The sequence below is a fragment of the Nocardia sp. CA-128927 genome (genome assembly GCF_050955855.1).
In the GTDB taxonomy this organism is placed as follows: domain Bacteria; phylum Actinomycetota; class Actinomycetes; order Mycobacteriales; family Mycobacteriaceae; genus Nocardia.
Genome location: NZ_CP192087.1, coordinates 7,084,351 through 7,102,588, shown reverse-complemented (window position 1 = coordinate 7,102,588; position 18,238 = coordinate 7,084,351). Strand labels below are relative to the sequence as shown.

The 18,238-nt window shown below is 64.7% G+C and carries 22 protein-coding genes and 1 pseudogene; 15 read left to right on the top strand and 8 right to left on the bottom strand.

The genetic code is table 11. From position 1 onward, the window contains the following. Positions 1 to 166: 166 nt before the first annotated feature. From recD to ACQPW1_RS32585, 6 genes are all read left to right on the top strand, one after another. Positions 167 to 2,080 carry an exodeoxyribonuclease V subunit alpha gene (recD, locus tag ACQPW1_RS32610; protein WP_433655679.1) on the top strand — a complete coding sequence of 638 codons (1,914 nt, stop codon included), beginning with the start codon at positions 167 to 169 and terminating at the stop codon, positions 2,078 to 2,080. A gap of 49 nt (positions 2,081 to 2,129) precedes the next feature. Then, positions 2,130 to 2,603 carry an RNA polymerase sigma factor gene (locus ACQPW1_RS32605; RefSeq protein WP_433665393.1) on the top strand — a complete coding sequence of 158 codons (474 nt, stop codon included), beginning with the start codon at positions 2,130 to 2,132 and terminating at the stop codon, positions 2,601 to 2,603. Next, positions 2,603 to 3,217 (top strand): methylated-DNA--[protein]-cysteine S-methyltransferase, encoded by a 615-nt coding sequence (locus ACQPW1_RS32600; RefSeq protein ID WP_433665392.1) that lies wholly within the window; start codon positions 2,603 to 2,605, stop codon positions 3,215 to 3,217. Before ACQPW1_RS32605 ends, ACQPW1_RS32600 begins: the two co-directional genes overlap by 1 nt. A 108-nt stretch (positions 3,218 to 3,325) precedes the next feature. Further along, positions 3,326 to 4,054, top strand: coding sequence for a 2OG-Fe(II) oxygenase (locus ACQPW1_RS32595; protein WP_433655677.1), 729 nt, complete (start codon positions 3,326 to 3,328; stop codon positions 4,052 to 4,054). Further along, complete coding sequence (locus ACQPW1_RS32590; RefSeq protein ID WP_433655675.1) at positions 4,041 to 4,325, top strand: Ada metal-binding domain-containing protein; 285 nt, start codon at positions 4,041 to 4,043, stop codon at positions 4,323 to 4,325. Before ACQPW1_RS32595 ends, ACQPW1_RS32590 begins: the two co-directional genes overlap by 14 nt. A 63-nt stretch (positions 4,326 to 4,388) precedes the next feature. Continuing rightward, on the top strand, positions 4,389 to 4,898 hold the full coding sequence (locus ACQPW1_RS32585; protein WP_433655673.1) for a methylated-DNA--[protein]-cysteine S-methyltransferase: 510 nt from the start codon (positions 4,389 to 4,391) through the stop codon (positions 4,896 to 4,898). A gap of 38 nt (positions 4,899 to 4,936) precedes the next feature. Here ACQPW1_RS32585 and ACQPW1_RS32580 read toward each other — a convergent pair whose 3' ends face one another. Continuing rightward, a complete protein-coding gene (locus ACQPW1_RS32580) occupies positions 4,937 to 5,329 on the bottom strand; it encodes a hypothetical protein (protein WP_433655671.1) in 393 nt (130 codons plus the stop codon). Between the two features lie 112 nt (positions 5,330 to 5,441). Between ACQPW1_RS32580 and ACQPW1_RS32575 the strand changes: the two genes are divergently transcribed. After that, positions 5,442 to 6,089 (top strand): TetR/AcrR family transcriptional regulator, encoded by a 648-nt coding sequence (locus ACQPW1_RS32575; protein WP_433655669.1) that lies wholly within the window; start codon positions 5,442 to 5,444, stop codon positions 6,087 to 6,089. Between the two features lie 55 nt (positions 6,090 to 6,144). Here ACQPW1_RS32575 and ACQPW1_RS32570 read toward each other — a convergent pair whose 3' ends face one another. Continuing rightward, positions 6,145 to 6,348 (bottom strand): cold-shock protein, encoded by a 204-nt coding sequence (locus ACQPW1_RS32570; RefSeq protein ID WP_069166293.1) that lies wholly within the window; start codon positions 6,346 to 6,348, stop codon positions 6,145 to 6,147. A 999-nt stretch (positions 6,349 to 7,347) separates the two neighbouring features. On the opposite strand from ACQPW1_RS32570, the pseudogene ACQPW1_RS32565 reads away from it, so the two are divergent. The 6 genes and pseudogenes from ACQPW1_RS32565 to ACQPW1_RS32540 all read left to right on the top strand — a co-directional run bounded on the left by ACQPW1_RS32565 (position 7,348) and on the right by ACQPW1_RS32540 (position 11,858). Then, positions 7,348 to 8,242 (top strand): annotated as a pseudogene (locus ACQPW1_RS32565) (alpha/beta hydrolase). Between the two features lie 145 nt (positions 8,243 to 8,387). Beyond that, a complete protein-coding gene (locus ACQPW1_RS32560) occupies positions 8,388 to 8,984 on the top strand; it encodes a TetR family transcriptional regulator (RefSeq protein ID WP_433655667.1) in 597 nt (198 codons plus the stop codon). A gap of 107 nt (positions 8,985 to 9,091) precedes the next feature. After that, positions 9,092 to 10,294: a cytochrome P450 gene (locus ACQPW1_RS32555; RefSeq protein ID WP_433655665.1), complete on the top strand. Its 1,203-nt coding sequence runs from the start codon at positions 9,092 to 9,094 to the stop codon at positions 10,292 to 10,294. Positions 10,295 to 10,306: 12 nt separating this feature from the next. Then, on the top strand, positions 10,307 to 10,537 hold the full coding sequence (locus ACQPW1_RS32550; RefSeq protein ID WP_433655663.1) for a ferredoxin: 231 nt from the start codon (positions 10,307 to 10,309) through the stop codon (positions 10,535 to 10,537). Between the two features lie 128 nt (positions 10,538 to 10,665). Then, positions 10,666 to 11,025: a hypothetical protein gene (locus tag ACQPW1_RS32545; RefSeq protein WP_433655661.1), complete on the top strand. Its 360-nt coding sequence runs from the start codon at positions 10,666 to 10,668 to the stop codon at positions 11,023 to 11,025. Positions 11,026 to 11,078: 53 nt separating this feature from the next. Next, positions 11,079 to 11,858, top strand: a complete 780-nt coding sequence (locus ACQPW1_RS32540) for a MerR family transcriptional regulator (RefSeq protein WP_433655659.1) — start codon at positions 11,079 to 11,081, stop codon at positions 11,856 to 11,858. A gap of 28 nt (positions 11,859 to 11,886) precedes the next feature. Here ACQPW1_RS32540 and ACQPW1_RS32535 read toward each other — a convergent pair whose 3' ends face one another. The 6 genes from ACQPW1_RS32535 to ACQPW1_RS32510 all read right to left on the bottom strand — a co-directional run bounded on the left by ACQPW1_RS32535 (position 11,887) and on the right by ACQPW1_RS32510 (position 15,266). Then, positions 11,887 to 12,396 carry a DUF6879 family protein gene (locus ACQPW1_RS32535; RefSeq protein WP_433655657.1) on the bottom strand — a complete coding sequence of 170 codons (510 nt, stop codon included), beginning with the start codon at positions 12,394 to 12,396 and terminating at the stop codon, positions 11,887 to 11,889. Between the two features lie 56 nt (positions 12,397 to 12,452). Further along, positions 12,453 to 12,899: an NUDIX hydrolase gene (locus tag ACQPW1_RS32530; protein WP_433655655.1), complete on the bottom strand. Its 447-nt coding sequence runs from the start codon at positions 12,897 to 12,899 to the stop codon at positions 12,453 to 12,455. 4 nt (positions 12,900 to 12,903) lie between these two features. Continuing rightward, positions 12,904 to 13,488: a DUF5753 domain-containing protein gene (locus tag ACQPW1_RS32525; protein ID WP_433665391.1), complete on the bottom strand. Its 585-nt coding sequence runs from the start codon at positions 13,486 to 13,488 to the stop codon at positions 12,904 to 12,906. A 74-nt stretch (positions 13,489 to 13,562) separates the two neighbouring features. Further along, the gene (locus ACQPW1_RS32520; protein WP_433655653.1) at positions 13,563 to 14,405 is read right to left on the bottom strand and encodes a helix-turn-helix domain-containing protein; all 843 of its coding nucleotides are present in this window, start codon (positions 14,403 to 14,405) and stop codon (positions 13,563 to 13,565) included. Further along, on the bottom strand, positions 14,402 to 14,932 hold the full coding sequence (locus tag ACQPW1_RS32515) for a DUF6879 family protein (protein WP_433655651.1): 531 nt from the start codon (positions 14,930 to 14,932) through the stop codon (positions 14,402 to 14,404). The genes ACQPW1_RS32520 and ACQPW1_RS32515 overlap by 4 nt, the downstream gene beginning before the upstream one ends. Then, positions 14,913 to 15,266, bottom strand: coding sequence for a hypothetical protein (locus ACQPW1_RS32510; RefSeq protein ID WP_433655649.1), 354 nt, complete (start codon positions 15,264 to 15,266; stop codon positions 14,913 to 14,915). Before ACQPW1_RS32510 ends, ACQPW1_RS32515 begins: the two co-directional genes overlap by 20 nt. A 354-nt stretch (positions 15,267 to 15,620) precedes the next feature. Here ACQPW1_RS32510 and ACQPW1_RS32505 point away from each other — a divergent pair, with 354 nt between their 5' ends. Together ACQPW1_RS32505 and ACQPW1_RS32500 are read left to right on the top strand one after the other, a co-directional pair. After that, entirely contained in the window at positions 15,621 to 15,956 is a 336-nt protein-coding gene (locus ACQPW1_RS32505) for a hypothetical protein (RefSeq protein WP_433655647.1), read from the top strand. 221 nt (positions 15,957 to 16,177) lie between these two features. Continuing rightward, complete coding sequence (locus ACQPW1_RS32500) at positions 16,178 to 18,205, top strand: TerD family protein (protein ID WP_433655645.1); 2,028 nt, start codon at positions 16,178 to 16,180, stop codon at positions 18,203 to 18,205. The last annotated feature ends 33 nt before the right edge of the window (positions 18,206 to 18,238 follow it).

The following is an 18,238-nucleotide window of genomic DNA, read 5'->3' as shown; positions in this document are numbered from 1 at the left end:
ATGCGATTCGGTGTGCGGCAGGTCGAGACGTGTGCGCGTTCCCGTCGCCGCGCCCCGGCTACGGCTGCGGGCCGTGCAGCCGCACACGTGTTGACTTCTCGCACACGGTTTCGCATGCGATTGGGTGTGCGCGAGGTCAAGAAGTGTGCGGCTGGAAGGTGGAGTGGTGACCTCGATTCAGTTGGCGCAGCGGGGGACGGGGTTGTTGCGGACGTTCAACGAGGCGGGGGTGCTGTCCGCCGCGGACGTGCATGTCGCGGTTCGCTTGGGACGCTTGGGTCGTGAGGACACCGAGGAGGTGTTGTTCGCGGCGGCGCTCGCGGTCCGGGCGGTGCGCTCCGGTTCGGTGTGCCTCGAGCTACACCGCATGCGGGAGATCGGCATCGATGCCGACGAAACCTGGGACACGGGCGAGCGAATCGATCCTGCGACGTTGCCATGGCCCGACATCGAGGCAGTGGTGGGCGCGCTGCGCGTCAGCCCACTGGTGACCGGTGGGCCCGCGGGTCCGCTACAACCGTTGCGGCTGGTGGAATCCCAGCGCCGCGACGACACCGGCCCGCTGCTCTACCTGGACCGGTACTACCAGCAGGAGCAGACGGTCCGCCGCGTCCTCACCGAGCGATCCGGGCATCATCCGGTGGTCGACCCGAATATCGTTCGCCGCGAACTGGATCGGCTGTTCGACGCGCCGGTCGGCGGCGTACCCGACCGCCAGCGTCTCGCCGCCGCCCTCGCCGCGACCCACTGGACCACGGTGGTGGCGGGCGGCCCGGGCACCGGCAAGACGCACACCATCGCGCGCATCATCGGCCTGCTCGACGCGCACCGCAAGGCCAATCCCAAACTCCCCGCGCTACGGATCGCACTGGCCGCGCCGACGGGCAAGGCGGCCGCGCGACTCCAGGAGGCCGTGCGCGAACAGGCCGACGAGCTCGGCCTGCCCGACCTCACCGCCGCCACCCTGCACCGCCTGCTCGGCTGGCAGCGCGGCCGCACCACCCGGTTCAAGTACCACGAATTCAACCGGCTCCCTTACGACGTCATCGTCGTCGACGAAACCTCCATGGTGTCGCTGACCATGATGAGCAGGCTGTTCGCCGCCCTGCGTCCCGACACCCGCCTGGTACTCGTCGGTGACCCGGACCAGCTCGCCTCGGTCGACGCGGGCGCGGTGCTCGCCGACCTCGTCGCGGGACCCGTTGCGGGCACCCCGAATCCGATGCTCGACGAGATCCTCGGCGCGGATTCCCCGGAATCGGCCGCGCCGGAACAAAATCCGGCCGCACTCACGACACTGGAGCGAACTCGCCTGCGCGGCGGCATCGTTCGACTGACCCGCGGCCGCCGCTTCGGCGGCCGGATCGCCGATCTCGCCGTCGCCGTCCGCGCGGGCGATGCCGACACCGCACTCGAACTGCTCCGCGCCGGCGGTGACGAACTGTCGCTCAGCGCCCCCGACGAGATGGCCGGTGTCCGTGCGGATGTCGTGCGCGCTGCCCGCGAGGTGACCACCGCGGCCCTCGCCGGTGACGCCGCGGGCGCGCTCACCGCCCTCGAATCGCACCGCCTGCTGTGCGCGCATCGCCAGGGCCCGTTCGGCGTCGAGCGCTGGGACCGCATGGCCGCCGAGTGGGCGGCCGCCGGGGGAGCGGGCCCCGAGTCCCACTCGGCGCCCTGGTATCCAGGCCAGCCACTGCTGGTCACCGCCAACGATCACGAGGCCCGTATCTACAACGGCGACACCGGCGTCGTGGTCCGCATGCCCGATGGCTCACTGCGCGCCGCACTGCAACGCGGCAGCGAGCCCTACCTCGTGCACCCGACCCAGTTCCCGGCCGTGGTCACCGTGTTCGCCATGACCATCCACCGCAGCCAGGGCAGTCAGTACGACACCGTCTCGGTGGTCCTGCCCGAACCGGAATCGACCCTGCTGACCAAGGAACTGCTCTACACGGCGATCACCCGCGCCCGCCGCCACGTCCGCGTCATCGGCACCGACGAGTCCATCAGGGCCGGTATCGCACGCCGGGTGCTGCGCGCCAGCGGGCTGTCCCGCCGCGAAGACGGCAGCCGATGACCTGCGAATCTCACGTTTTCCACGCCCCGCACGTCTACCCAGTGTGAGATTGCCTCCGTTCGAGGAAGTGGTGGCCGAATACGGCCCGATGGTGCTGCGCGTCTGCCGGGCGGTGCTCGGTCCGACGGATGCGGCCGACGCGTGGTCGGAGACGTTCCTGTCCGCCCTCCGCGCGTATCCCGACCTCGACCCCGACGCGCACATCGAGGCATGGTTGGTCACCATCGCGCACCGTCGCGCGATCGACGTCGGCCGCGCGCTCACCCGCGCCCCGGTCCCGGCCGAGACACTGCCCGAGCGTCCGGCCACGGACCCCGACCCGGCCGACTACGACCCGGACCTCTGGGCCGCCTTGAAAGCTTTGCCGCCCAAGCAACGTCAGGCGGTCGCCTACCACTACCTGGCAGGCCTGCCGCACGCCGAAATCGCCGCGCTGCTCGGCAATTCCACCGACGCCGCCCGCCGCGCCGCCGCCGACGGCCTCAAAACTCTGCGCAAGCTCTATCCGAAGGATGAAACATGATGGCCACCATCGACCGTGGCGACCCGAACGGCCTGTTCGACGGCCTGACCCCCGACCGCGACCTGCTCGCCCAACTGCACCTGCGGTTGGCGGCAGACGCACAGTCCGCAGGCTTGCTCGACGTCGCCTACCGCACCATGGACACCCCCGTCGGCACGCTGTTGCTCGCGGCCACCCCGGCGGGCCTGGTGCGTGTCGCCTATCCCAACGAGAACCACGATACCGTCCTGACCACCCTGGCCGAGCGGGTCAGCCCGCGCGTGCTCGCCGCACCCGCTCGTTTGGATGCCGCGGCTCGCGAGATCGACGAGTACTTCGCCGGTGCCCGAACGCATTTCGATCTGCCCCTCGATCTGCAACTGACCGGCGGATTCCGCCGCCAGGTGATCGAGCATCTGATCGACATCGGCTACGGGCACCGTGAAAGCTATGCCGTCGTCGCCGCTGCCGTCGGTAACCCACGGGCGGTCCGCGCCGTCGGCTCGGCCTGCGCGCACAACCCACTGCCCGTGGTGATTCCGTGCCATCGGGTGGTGCGTAGCGATGGATCGATCGGCCAGTACGTCGGCGGCATCGAAGCCAAAACCGCACTGCTGACGCTGGAAGCCGCGTAAGCGCCACCAAACTCGCGACAACTGAAATCCGTTGCGGCGCCGACCGTCCAGCGATCACTCACGGATGGTCGACGCGGCACCGACAACCCCGCTGACCTTGGAGGCGGTATGCCGAAGACCGAAATCCTTGCCCCGCTGGCCGATCGAGTAGCCGCGCAGTCCTGGCCCGAGCTCATCGACGAGATCGATGCCTACGGTTGTGCCCAGACCGGCCCGCTCTTGACGCCCGACGAATGCGCCGAGTTCACCGAAATGTGGGACGACCTGGCGAGATTCCGTTCCACCATCGACATGGCGCGCTACCGATTCGGTCAGGGCACCTACCGATACTTCGCCGATCCGGTGCCCGAACCGATCATGGCGATGCGCGCGGCGTTCTATCGAAAACTGTTGCCCGTCGCCCGCTCCTGGGCCGACCGGCTCGGCGATCCGGCACCGTGGCCTGACGACTTCGGTGACTGGCTCGACGCCTGCCACGCCGCCGGTCAATCGAAACCGACGCCGATCCTGTTGCGCTACACCGAAGGTGACTGGAACGCCTTGCACCGTGATCTCTACGGTGACCTGGTGTTCCCGTTGCAAGTGGTGATCGGACTGGACCGTCCAGTCGTCGACCACACCGGGGGCGAGTTCCTGCTCGTCGAGCAACGCCCGCGCGCCCAGTCGAAAGCCACTGTCACCGTGTTAGAGCAAGGACACGGCCTGATCTTCACCACGCGCGACCGACCGACCCCGTCGAGCCGTGGCTGGTCGCGTGCTCCGGTTCGCCACGGTGTCAGCCGAATTCGCGGCGGTATCCGCCACACCCTCGGCCTCGTCCTGCATGACGCCCAATAGCAACATCATGTACACGCTGCTCGACGCCGACGGCCGCCCGTACCGCAGCCCGACTCCGGGCAGGTACGGCGGCCATCGGCGCGGCAGAATCTACGGTCGCCTGGACTGCCCGTCCGCCCTGCGTGCCCTGTCTCGCGGTGCTTACCGCGCCCACCGCGTCTTCTTCGCCGACGAACCCACCGCGATCAGCGCGGGCTACCGACCTTGCGCGGTCTGTTTGCCGGAGCAGTACGCGGCCTGGAAAGTCACCCAGCACAACAATTCTCAGTAGATCTCACGTTTGCGCCTCGGCCGTCGTCTACCAGATGACAAGAACGCCGAACAGGAGCACACCATGCAGACCTCCGCAGCCCGCACAGTTCACGCCTCGACACTCGGCAACCTCCGCATCGAAGCGAGCGCGACGGGCGTCACCCGGGTCGTATTCACCGATGACGCGCCCACCCCGCCGACTGCCGAGAACTCTTGTGCGCTCGAATATCTCGTCACCGCGATCGCCCAGATCGACGGATACCTGGCGGGCACCCGCCACGAATTCACGGTCCCCATGGACCGGTCCGCGATGAGCACCTTCGACCGCCAAGTCCTGGAAACCCTCGAAACCACAACCGGTTACGGCGATACGACGACCTACGGCGCACTCGCCCGCGCACTGGGCCGTGGACCCGAGGATGCCCGCAAAATCGGCGGCGCACTGGCCCGCAACCCACTGCTGATCCTGATCCCGTGCCACCGAGTCCTCGGCGCGGGCGGCGCCCTCACCGGCTACGCGGGCGGACTCCCCGCTAAGCGCACCCTGCTGGATCTCGAGTCCGCCGATCTCCTACTGCCCCTGGCCATCTGACCGACGACAGCTCGGCGAGGACAACTCGCCGGGCTCGTTCAGAAAATAACCCCGTAAGCGGTGGTGAGCAGCGCGATGGCCATCAGCAAGCCACCGACGGCGCTCAGCGTGTTCGCGGCCGACCACTTGCCCGGCTTGCCGATCGCGAGATTGAGGAACATGCCGCCGGATTGGGCGATCACGCCGACCGCCAGCAGCGTGCACACGACCCACAGCACACCATCGCCGAATCCGGTGTCCGCCAGAATCGCGAGCGTCGCCAGTGTCATCACCAGCAGCACGCCCGCGTGCGCGTGTCCGGCCCGGAAGTAGGTGCGCTGGTACTCGGTCAGCTTGTCGGCGGCGAGCAGGCGCAAGGCCATGACTCCGCCGTACATCACAGTGGGCAGCGAGATCAGCGCGATCGCGGTGAACAGTTTGATGGGGTCCATGGTCGTCCCTCGGTAGTTGTATCCGTTCCACTAATCTGAACGGCGTACAGAACGTAGGTCAGTATCTGGATGCCGTACAGATGATGTGGTGCGAATCACATTGAGGGGTTTTATGACTGAGCGCAGTTCGCAGGCCGCCCGGCGCACTACCTACCGGCACGGCGCACTCAAACCCGCGCTGATCGAGGCAGGCCTGCGTCTCGCGCGCGCCGGCGGTGGTCCGGACGCGATCGTGCTCCGTGCGGCGGCTCGACAGGCCGGTGTGGCGCCGAACGCGGCGTACACGTACTTCGCCGACCGGAATGCTCTCGTCAATGCCGTGGCGACCGCTGCGCTGGCACAGATGGCGACCATGATGGCGGCGGAGCAGGAGAATCTCACCCCGAGCGTGGATCCCGCGGTGGCCGCGCGACAGCGGTTCCGCAGTGCCGGCGTTGGTTACTTGCGATTCGCGCGTACCGAGCCCGGACTGTTCCGTACCGCGTTCACGAGCGGGCGGGATGCCACCGCGATGGGTGTGCCGGATGCGGCGGGTCCGACCGGCAGATCAGGCATCGAACTGCTCGGAGACGCGCTCGACGAGCTGGTCGAATCGGGGAGTCTGCCGCCGGAACGCAGGCCCGGCGCGGAGTACTTGGTGTGGTCGGCGGTGCACGGGATGGCGTTTCTGGCCATCGACGGACCGCTGCGAACCTTGCCGGACGATCAGCTCGACGCTATCGGTGAGCGGATGCTGGACATGATCGACCGGGGTATTTGAAGCAGGTGTGCCCCTCCCACCCGAAAAGTGGGAGGAGCGTCAATCCGGCCTGAAATCAGATGGCGCGGACGTCCGTGGCCTGCGGACCCTTCTGGCCCTGGCCGACCTCGAACTCCACACGCTGTCCCTCATCGAGGGACTTGAACCCGGACCCGCCGAGAGCCGAGTAGTGGACGAAGACGTCGGGACCGCCGCCGTCCTGCGCGATGAAGCCGAACCCCTTCTCCGCGTTGAACCACTTGACGACGCCCTGTGTCATATTTTCTCCTTGTACTCAGTGATGTTTCAGTCCACAGAAATGTTGCAAAATTACGGACTCAGTGGACAGCATTCCATGCGCGCTGGCCGCATGGTTAACGCGGGCGAGCGGAATGTGTGCAAAAGCATTCTCCGCTCACTGCTCTGCCAGCCTACTGCCGACAGCACTAGCGCCGCGTCAGCCTACCTTTTTCCCGCCGATTGTGGGTGGCTGCGCCTAGGCGGCTCGACGTACAACCGATGTCACCGTTCGGCGCGCCGCGGAATCTGAGGAGGGCCTGTGCGCGATTCGCGTGTCGGCGCGGCGGTGATCCGGGGTCATTTTCGCCGTCTGCGCAGCTAGTGCGGGGGTGTCGCGGGTGCCGTGCCCTGCGGACTCATGGTGGTGGGTATGTCCGCTTGTGCAATTTGACACGAAACCGCAGGGATTGAGTGTGATTTGTTCACCGTGTAGTCCGGCGCGGGTTCGCACGCCGACGGTGGCGCGCGCCAGCAGAATTTCGTGGTATGCGAATTGGCATCTGATGCAGGAGCGTTCGCCGGGCGCGTGCAGCTTATACGCGCTGAATACCTGGGTGTCCAGCTTGTGCGGATTTCCGGCGGAAATCGGTCGGGGATCGAATTCGTCTTGATCGGGGCCGGGGCGGTGACTGCGCGGCGGTACGGGGGCGGGTGGCCGTCGGTCGCTGCGATCCGGGGCATGGGTCAACGGGCGCGCTGCTGCTCGCGGATCATGCTGGGTATTCGCTGGACCCTTGATATCGCTGAATCAGCCAGTCGTGCTGCGGGTTCCGATCGCACTGTCCGGCTTCGCTCGATAGTGTTTGTCCCCGTTCAGGTTCGGCGTCATCAGGGCTGGTGAGCCAGCCGAAGGGGCATGCCTGCCCCGCTGTCAAGACCCGAATCTTGGTTCTCCACTTCAGGTTTTACCCCGGTCTTCCGGCGGTATAACGGAATAGTGGCGGCTGCAAAGTATTTGGTTTCGCTCGTCGGTGTGGTGATGGTTTCGGTCTTGTCCGTCGGGTCGGCCGCGTCGGCCCCGACGGGGGCGCGGTTGGTCGAGGAGGCTTCCCTTGGCGGGTCGGTCTCGCAGATGGATGTCTATTCGCCGTCGATGGATCGGGTGGTGACCAACAGGGTGATTCGAGCCGCGGGTGGTCCGGCGCCGACGCTGTACCTGCTCACCGGGATCGGTGGTGGCCAGGACGGCATCTCGTGGTGGGACGACACCGATGTTCGGGAGTTCTTCGCCGACAAGCACGTCAACGTGGTGATGCCGGTCGGTGGCGCGTACAGCCTGTACACCGACTGGCTCGCCGACGACCCGGCGGTCGGCCGCAACAGGTGGACGACCTACCTCACCCGGGAACTGCCGGGTGTCCTCGACGCACAGCTCCGCAGCACCGGACGGAACGCGATCGCCGGGGTATCGATGAGTGCGGGGTCCGCGGTCGACCTGGCGATCCAAGCGCCCGATGTGTACAGCGCCGTCGCCGCGTACAGCGGATGTCCGTGGACCGCTGACGCTCTCGGCGTAGCGATGGTCAGCGCCCAGGTGGTGCGCGGTGGCGGCAACACCGCGAACATGTGGGGCGCGCCGGGCGATGCGATCTGGCGGGCGCACGACGCGTTCGCCAATGCTGCTGTGCTGGCTGGAAAACGATCTATCTATCCGCCGCTACCGGTACCCCGGCGCGATCGACGAAGGCGGACTGCCGTTCCCGCCGATCGAGGCCATCGCGAGCGCGTGCACGGCCGCCTTCGCGGGCCGGCTCGACCAGCTCGGACTGCCCGCGGTGCACGTCAACCGGCCCGAGGGCGCGCATACCTGGGGTCAGTTCGAGACCGACCTGCACGATTCCTGGCCGCACCTGGCCGGGGCACTCGGCGCGTGAAACACCTGGCCTCGCCAAAGTGGTCGAAGTAGACAATCCTTAGCGGCAGTTGCGGACCGCTCGGTCGCGTCCGCAACTGGTGTCAGCGAAGGATCGGTTGCCTGCTTTACGCTGCTCTTCCGGAGATTTGGCAACCGGAGGATGCATGTCTACTGAGCACGAAACGGTCAGCCGCAAAAGGGATTCGACCGCCACCAGAGCCGCGATTCTCGCCGCGGCACAGGAGTTGTTCGCCGAGCGCGGGTACGAGCGCGCCACGGTGCGCGACATCGCGGCGCGCGCCGGGGTGAATCAGGCATTGCTGTTCCGGTATTTCGGCAACAAGGACGAGCTGTTCCGGGCGGCGATCGCGGATCAGGGACGCCGCAGACTGGAGGAGGGGCCGGTCGACGGGCTGTTGAGCAGGCTGCTCGCGGGCATGCTCGAGCCGAGCGGTTCTGTGGCGCAGGAACATTGGCTGCAGGCCGCACTGCGGTCCACCGGACACGATGAAGGCGCGTCGGCGATTCGCCGCGAACTGGGGGACGAGTACGTCCGTGCGATGTCCTCGCTCGGCGACGGCCCGGATAGCGAGCTGTGTGCCGACCTGCTGCTCGCCTGGTTGCTCGGCATCGGTCTGCTGCGCACGGTGCACCGCAGAGAGCCACTGGCCAGCGCGGAACCGGCCACAGTTGCCCGCCATGTGCTGCACGCCGCCCAAGCGCTGCTGCCCCGCACGGACGCGAATTTCCCGCCGCCGTAACGGAATCCGACCGTTGACGGAGCAGTGTGACCTCCCTAACATGAGGTGTTGTAAGCAATTGCTTACATCGCTACCGCGCCAGTCGGCGTCGGCCAAGGGAGACCCGCATGACCGTGAAAACTGAGGTGCGCCAATACCCTTTCGGTGAACCCATCCGCCTGGACATGGACCCGCTCTTCGCCAAGCTGCGCCGCGAGGAGCCGGTCTCCCGTGTCCAGTTGCCCTACGGCGACGAGGGCTGGCTGGTCACCCGTTACGCGGACGCCAAACTGGTGCTCGCCGACCCGCGGTTCAGTCGCGCGGTGACGGTGGACCGCGAGGACATTCCGCGGACCACACCGAACCCGTCGCGCCAGAACTCGTTGCTCAGCATGGATCCGCCGGAGCACAGTCGGCTGCGCAAGCTGGTCGCCAAGGCGTTCACCAGCCGCCGGGTCGAGCAACTTCGCCCGCGCGCACAGGAGATCGTGAACGAGCGGCTCGACGAGATCGAATCGGCCGGGCCGGTGGCCGATCTGGTGCAGAGCCTCGCCCTGCCGCTGCCGGTCACCGTGATCTGCGAGATGCTCGGCGTGCCAACGCAAGACCAGCATCGGTTCCGGGATTTCTCCGACACCGTGCTGTCCACCACCGCGCACACCCCCGAGCAGATCGATGACGCGCGTGCGGCACTCGAGGCGTACCTCGCCGAGGTGGTGGCGCAACGCAGGGAGCGTCCGGCCGACGACCTGCTCGGCGCGTTGGTCGCCGCCCGCGACAACGATGACCGGTTGAGCGAGGACGAGCTGGTCAATCTGGGTATCGGCCTGCTGATCGCGGGCCACGAGACGACCGCCAACCAGATCGCCAACTTCACCTATGTCCTGCTCAGCGAGCCGCGGCACTGGGAATTGCTGCGTGGTCGACCGGAATTGGTACCCGGCGCGATCGAGGAACTGCTGCGCTACGTCCAGCTGGGTTCCGGCGGATCGTTCGCCCGGGTAGCCACCGAGGACGTCGAACTCAGCGGTGTCACCGTCCGGGCAGGCGAGTCGGTAATCGTCAACACGCAGGCCGCCAATCGCGACGAGGGCGTGTTCGGCAACTCCGACGAGCTGGATCTCACCCGAAACAACAACCCGCACATGGCGTTCGGCCACGGTGTGCACCACTGTCTCGGTGCCCAACTCGCCAGACTGGAGTTGCAGGTCGCGTTAGGCTCACTGCTGCAACGCTTCCCGACGCTGCACCTCGCGGTCCCGTTCGAGGAAGTACCGTGGAAGACCGGCTTGCTGGTACGTGGGCCGAAAGCGCTTCCAGTGAGCTGTTAAGGGGAAACTGGTATGGCAGAACAACATTGGCGGATCGAGGTGGATCGTGGCACCTGCCTCGGATCAGGCATGTGCACCGGCCTCGCTCCTGAACACTTCACCCTCGTCGACGGCCGCTCCAGCCCGATAGCAGAGGTCGTCGTCCCCGACGACCTCCTCACCGACGCCGCCGAATCCTGCCCCATCGAAGCAATCCTCATCCGCTCGGCAGAAACCGGCGAAATCCTAAGCCCCGAACAGTAACCGCTCGCCCCAAAGTGCTGAATCCACGTTCAGTGGCACACCATGGCGGACCCTTCTCGACGTTTGCCGCCACCATGTGCCACTGAATATGGATTCGTCAGGGGGAGCGGCACGTTTAGGCTGGTTGCGTGATCGAGATCGGTTCGAGGGCGCGGAGGCTGCCTGCGCCGCCGTCTGTCGTGTGGGAATCGCTGACGGAGCCGCGGCGGCCACAAGCGCGGGCCTGGCTTGCGCTGCTGGCCGACGAAGTCGAACCCAGAGTTCTGGAGTCCGACAAACCCAACAGGGTTGTGTGGTCGTCACTGTGGCCGAGTAGACCTGACGACCAAGTGCACTTCGAGCTGACGCCGGTCATGGGCGGCGACACCTTGCTCAAATTCACCTTGCTCACCCCGGGCGACCCTCCGGACGAGAGCAAGACCGGCCACCTCCGTCGCCGCCTCAACCAGCTTCTCTTCGCCGATCTCAGGTTCTCCTACGGCCAGTGACCACTTGTTCCGCTCTTGACACTCACGTCACGTGAGGCTGCGCAGTGGCAGACATGGAGCCATTCGAATACACCGTCGGCGCAGTCGCCGAACTAACCGGCGTCTCGATCCGTACCCTGCACCACTACGACGAAATCGGTCTACTCGAACCATCCGCGCGCAGCAAGGCCGGCTACCGCCTCTACTCCGACGCCGACCTCCAACGCCTGCAACGCATCCTCTTCTACCGCGAACTGGACCTCGGCCTCCCGGACATCACCGCCGTCCTGGCCGACCCCGCAATCGGCGACGAGGACCACCTCCGCCGCCAACGCGAGCTGCTGACCGCGAAAACCACCCGCTACCAATCCATGATCGCCCTCATCGACAAGGAACTCACCGCCCGCCGAATCGGCATCACCCTGACCTCCGCCGAAAGACTACTGGTACTCGGCGTCGACAAACTCATCGACCGAGCCGACGAAATCACCGAAAAATGGGGCCACACACCCGAATTCATCCAACGCCGCGACCGCACCGTCCACTACACCGAACAAGACTGGCAAACCCTACGCACCGAACAGGCCACCATCCACCAACACCTCGCCGACGCCATGCACGCCGGCCTCCCCGCCGCCTCCCCCCAAGCCATGGACCTAGCCGAACAACACCTCCACCACTGGTTCCACGACTGCCCCCACGAAACCCACCGCAACCTAGCCACCGCCTACCGCACCAACCAACGCTCCGGCCTCAACTACGACGACATGGCCCCCGGCCTCTCCCAATACATCCACGACGCAATCCTCGCCAACTGCCACCGCCACGAACCCAACTCAGTCGACATCGGCTGAGTGAGCCCGATGTCGCCATGGAACTCAATTACGTTGTGACGTAGGTTGAATACGGTATTGACAACGGCCAGAACCGTTCTTTGACCTGCTGGCAGTAGCCCACGATGTTCGTGTCAACGGTCACCGCACCGGACCATGCGTTGGATCCACCGAACGCTGAGAAGATCACCAGTTGATCATCGAACAGCCAGAAGTCATCTGGCGGAACATCTTCGGCCAAATGACGAGGCAAGTAGCGGATGTCCTCCCCGGCCCGGGCGTTCAGCTCAGCCACCGCTAAAGAGAACCGGGTGTAGTCGGTATGCGGCACCGAGACGATACGAGTGCGTGTCACAGCCACACCCCGGCCCGTGGTTTCCCGTACAAGGTCCATCCACGGTTGAAACCACATATGATCGTCCGGCTCGTCCTCGAGGAACCGCCGAAACGGTTCGTGCTCATTGGGTTCGGCGTAAGAGTCGAGCAGTTCGAGATGAAACGCTTCGCGCTCACAGGACTGTAGGAGGTTCTTGAATCCGTCATCACCTACAAGCTGCACCTAGAAGGTCCTTTCACGTTGGGGTGAAATAGTCTAGTCCTGTGGATGGCGTTTGGTCAGTGAAGTTCGCCGGTTTCGTGGAGGTGATCGAAAATGAGTTGGTCGACTGTTGAGACGCGGGCGCGGTCGGCATAGGTAAGCCAGACGACTTCGTCGATTTCGCTACTGGGGGTTGCTGTTCCGTGGTGGTCGGCGGTGTAGCAGGTCATCTGGACGATGACGCCACCCGCGTGACCGTGGGCTTGGGCATGGAAGGTACCCACGTGGGTGGCAGTAGCGGGAATGATGGTGACGTCGAGTTCTTCAGTGATCTCCCGGGCGAGGGTGTCGAGGTCGGTTTCGCCGGGTTCGCGCTTGCCGCCGGGTATGTAGTAGACGTCCTTGCCGCGTGAACGGGTACTGAGGATCCTGTTGTGTTCCAGGTGGATCCAGGCAATCTTGTCGATCGTGTTGTTCATCGTGGTGCCCTCGTCGGTGGATTTCCGGATGCGTGATTTCGACAATCGGTCAGTGTCCCTCGGAGCTACATCGACGGTCCATGGCTGCCATGATCAGCGCTCGGGCTTCCGCGCCGATCACAGCCTGCTCAGCGAAAGTGTCGAATGCCCGTCTGTAGATCGCTACCTCTCGCGGTTGCGTAATGGTGAGCTCGGCCGCTGTGCCCTCCACCATGACCATGCGGTCATCGAACATCACGAAGCTGGTCGAGACCATAAGCACTTCGGCCGCGGCCGGTATGACTCCTAGCGTGATGCGCGGCATTCCTAGAGTCGACGCCAACCTATCGAGTTGTCTGCGCATCACGTCCTCACTGCCGACGGTCGAATGCAGCGACTGTTCGGAGATAAGGAAGTGGAATCGGTGGTCATCCTCGTGGAGGATGCGTTGCCGCGCCATCCGAGTGGACACACCCTGCTCGACGTCGTCCGGCACCCGGTGGAACTCGACAAGTCGCTGCATCAGAGCTTCTGCGTACTCAGCGGTTTGGAGCAGACCGGGAACGATCTGCGTTTGGTAGACGCGCAGCTCAGTCGTTTCTGCTTCGAGCTCGATCGATTGCTGCTGACGGCGCGTCAATCCGGTACTGAGCACCTGCTGCCATTCGTGACTGTCCTGGAGCTGCACCGTAACGTCCTCTCTGATGGGCACTTCGATGACTGCGTCGTCTAGCTGGTCGAGTGCCTCCGCTCGAGCGCTTCGCCGATCAGCGTCCGAGCGGCTGGTCCCGTCAGCGATTGTCTCGCGAGTATGTCGAAGGCGCGCCCGTAAAGCGCGAGCTCTCTGGGCTGCGTAATGGCGAGACCGGCCGTGCTGCCTTCTTCCTTCACCAGCCGGTTGTCGAACATGACAAAATTGTTCATCAGTACCTTGGCTTCGGCCGTCAACGGGATGATTCCGAGCGTGACGCGCGGTAGCCCGATGACGGACATCAGTCGATCCAGCTGTCCGGCCATGACCCCGTCATCTCCGACTGTCGTATAAAGGGACTGTTCCCCGATTAAGAAATGAAAACGCTTGTTGCGCCGGTACAGAACTTGTTGCCGTTCCATTCGCTTCGACACACCTTCGTCCAGATCGTCGGGTATATCATAGAACTCGATGACATTCTTGAGGATGGCCCTGGCGTATTCTGCGGTCTGGAGTAGTCCGGCAACGATGAACGGCTGATAGTTGCGGATGAACGTGGCTTCCGATTCGAGTTTGAGGGTTTGCTGTTGTCGACGCTTTACGCCGGTGCCGAGAATCTGCCGCCATTCGATATACGCAGAGTCGATGTTGTGGAGGGTGGCAAGTAAGTCGGGAAGTTGATGATTCGCGCTGGTGTGAGCGCAGTAGGCGTGAATATCCGTGTCAGATGGCTTGATTCGGCCGTATTCGATCTTAGAGACCTTCGACTCATGCCAACCCGCTCGCCGGGCGAGGTCGACGCCGGTTAACCCGGCAGTCCGCCGGATCTGCCGGAGCCTCTTCCCGAGAGCCTCTCGGGCCTCTTGTGCCGAGTTCGTCACTGCCCGGTGTTTGTCTTCGTGTCCTGGACGTACTCACGATAGGGCGTCGCCAATGGCCAGAGCCGGTCTTTCACGCTTCGGTAGTAGTCGACAATCCAGGGGTCGTTTGTTTCCGCAGAACCGCCGACGGCGCGCCCATCGCCATCTGCGAGGTTGAACGCGACTCGCTCATTGTCGAACAGCCACCAATCGTCAGAGGGCACTTCTCCGGCGAGATGACGCGGCAAATACCGAATGTCTTCGCCTGCTTCGACGTTGAGTGCCGTCAGAGTCAACATCCACCGGTGATAATCGGTGTGCGGGACGGTGACCACTCGCACGCGGCGGAAAGTAACCCCGCGCGCGGTGGCCTCCTGTACGAAGTCGTACCAATCCTGAAACCATGGTCGGAGATCGAACGGTTCGTTGTTCAAAAACCGCTCGAGCGGCTCGGATTCGCCCGACACGCCGTACGAGTCCTGGACCTCTAATCGGAACGCTTCATGATGACACTCTTGGAAGAGTGGCCTAGTTGGCCGGAACTCCACCGTAATAAGCCCTCTCGCTCTTGGGTACCTCGATCGCCGTTTCGTATTCTTCCATGGTCAGCTGATCGAGTGTGTCGCTGTCGATAACGGGTCGGCCAGCGAGTGTGAACGTGCCACGGCCGGTGTCTGCTAGCGGCACACCGATGAAGGTGTCCTTTTCCGCAAATCCGAGCAGGAGGTGTGGAATTTCGACTACCTCCGGTTCGTTGGTCCTCCAGCCTTGGATCAAATAGCTTTCCTGGTCGGTGGCGTACAGGGTCGGGCAGTCGTCCTTGCCGGACCCGCCTTTGCCGAGGAACTGCAAGCGCATGATCTTCCCCTTGTCGAGAATCATGCACGGTCTTTCCGTGCTCTCTACATGATTCCTCACTCGAACCGGATTCGTTCCCAGATAGTCGAATACGTGCAAGACCGTGCAAGATTGTGGCCCAGCCTCGAATCGCTTCCTAGCGTCGTAGACGGCGCTTGGGACTGGTGCCAGCCGACCCGGTCCCGAGCTGCCAGCCAACAACGACAGCTAGGGGTTCGCTGTGCCGCTCACCGAGACTCAAGCCGTGGTCCTTGCCGCACTGGCGGGATTGTCGCCGACGCGGACGGTGAAGCAGTTATGTGGCAGAACAAGTTTCGCGGCGTCGACGGTACGGGCTTCGCTGGGCGAGCCGTTCGATCGCACGAACCGGGTGAACCGATGAGGCAACGACCGACGGCGATCGGGTATCTGCGCCGTGACGTTTCCGGTGTCTCCCAACCGTGGCACGAGACTCAGATCCGAAGTCTGGCAAAGCGACTCGGATACGAGCTGGCGAAGACTGTGGTGTTCGGGCCGGATACCGATGAGCCGGTCGAGCGGTTGTTGAATGTGGTTCGCGCTGTTGAGGCCGAGGCTGTAGTCGTGCCGAGTGCGGAGCATTTCGGTGGGAAGGTGCCGGAGCGGGTGGTGCGAGTGTGTGACGTGATCACCGTGTCGCCGCAGTACACGTATGCGCGTTCGTACGCGTTTCCGTTCCTTGAGGATGGCGCATGAACTCCGCGGCGGACGGGTCTCTCGCACGCCTGTCCGGTGTTCAGCGGACAGACAGTGAAAGTCATTGCTGGGAAACTCATCAGGCGAGGATGTAGCTGCCGTAGGGCGTGAGGTCGAGGCGGTGCTGGGTTGCTCGGTGCTTCCTGGTTGGGGCTCGATGTGCGGTGTCGGCTGACCCTTCCGGTGACTCTGCTTGTCGAATCACGAGAAGGGTGATCGTTGTGACGTCTCCGATGTTGAGCAAGGGCCAGAATCTGTCGCTGCCTGATGATGTGGTCCGGATCGATGTGGTGATCGGGTGGACCGAATCGGAGATCGAGGTCGATGGGTCTGCGCTGCTGTTGGGGGCGGACGGGAAAGTCGGCTGTGACAGCGATTTCGTCTTCTACAATCAGCCGGAATCGGCGGAGGGGGCGGTGCGGTTTCTGGGGGCGAGCGCGACCGAGGAGGGTGCGCAGGCGAGGATCGCGCTCGATCTGTCGGCGATTCCAGGGAATGTGCACACTGTGGCGCTTGTCGGCAGTGTTGGCGTCGGAACCTTCGGGGACCTGGGCAAACTCACACTTCGGATCGTCGATGCGGCGGGGCACTCGCTGGCGGAGTACGCCACCGCCGATGCCACCACGGAGTCGGCATTCGTCTTCGGTGAGGTGTATCGACGTGGCACCGAGTGGAAGGTTCGCGCGGTGGGGCAGGGCTGGGAATCGGGTCTGGCCGGTTTGGCGGCACACTTCGGCGTCGATGTGGACGAGGATGCCGGACACGAGCCGACCGAAGCGCCTGCTGTGACCACTCCGGAACCGGCCGCTGCACCACATCAGGTGTGCGAACGCCCGTCCGGATCGGCAGCGCGGACGCCAGTGCAGAACCGCGGAGTCCGCACGGCCAAGCGGGCGCCGAAGAAGACCAAGCCGGTCGAGTTCAAGCTCGCTGAGCTCGATACCTGGCAGCGGGCTCCGTTGTTCTCGGTGATCGGGGTCGGCGTCGGCGAGGAGCAGGAGCGGCGTGCGACATCGGCCTTGATCGCCACCATGCAGGCGGTGCGGCCGTTCGCGCGGGCAATCTGTGCGCGGATGGGTGCGCCGGTCGGCGCCTTCGAGGGATACGTCGAGGTTCAGTTCGAGCGGGGTGACTCGAAGGTCATCCCGGACGCGGTCCTCAAGGTGTCGCGGGGCGGCCGGGTGTGGACCGGCCTGCTCGAGGTCAAGACCGGCAACGGCAAGCTCCGGCGGGATCAGCTGGAGAGCTACCTCGATGTGGCGCGCAGGAAGAAATACGACGTGGTTGTCAGCTTGTCGAACGACGTCCCGGCCAGTCCCGGCGAGCTTCCGGTCGAGGTCGACCGTCGCAAGCTCACCAGGGTCGCGTTGCGACATCTGTCGTGGGCCGAGGTGGCGCACGAGGCGCGAATGTTGCTCTCGCACGGCGGTATCGAGGAGGACCTGCATGCCTGGATCCTGAGTGAGTTCCTGCGCTACCTCGACTGCCCACGATCCGGGGCCTCCGAGTTCGTCGATATGGGTCGGCATTGGGTCGCTGTCCGTGACGCGGTGACGGCGGGGACGCTGCGTGCGGGCGACCAGAAGGCGTTGGCCGTCGCCGATACCTGGGTGTCGCTGTCGCGGCATCTCGCGCTGCGACTGACCGCCCAGCTCGGCGCGACCGTCAACCACGTGCTGTCGCGTCGACACCGTGCAGATCCGACCGTGCGTAGCGCGGCGGTCGCGGAAAGGCTTGCTGCCGACGGAACGTTCGAGGCGGTGCTCCGGATCCCCGATACCGCAGGCGATTTGGTGGTGGTCGCCGATGTGCGAACCAACAAGATTCGCTGCCGCACCACCCTTGATGCGCCGAACGAGGGGACCTCGGGTCGTCGATTGTCGTGGCTGATCAGACAACTCGAGGACGCACCTGGAGATGTTCAGGTCGAAGTGGTGTTCGCAGAGCGTGGCAACGAAGCGTGTGAACTCCTCGCTACGGTGCGCGCGAATCCGAAGGTGCTGACGGCCGGTCGTGCCGGTCCGATCGTGTCTTTCTCACTGGTGCAGAACTTTCCGATGGGTAGTCGGCGATCCGGGACTGCGGCCAGCTTCATCGCCAGCGTGAAGTCGGCGACCGACACGTTCTATGGATCGGTGGTGCAGCCGCTGCGCGGGTGGGTGCCGGCGGCTCCGAAGCAACCCGAACCGCCGACCCCGGACGATGGGACTGGTTCAGTCCCAGTTGATTTGGTCAGCCATCGCCAGTAGGTGTTGGTCCCCACTACGGCTGTAGCTCAGCGC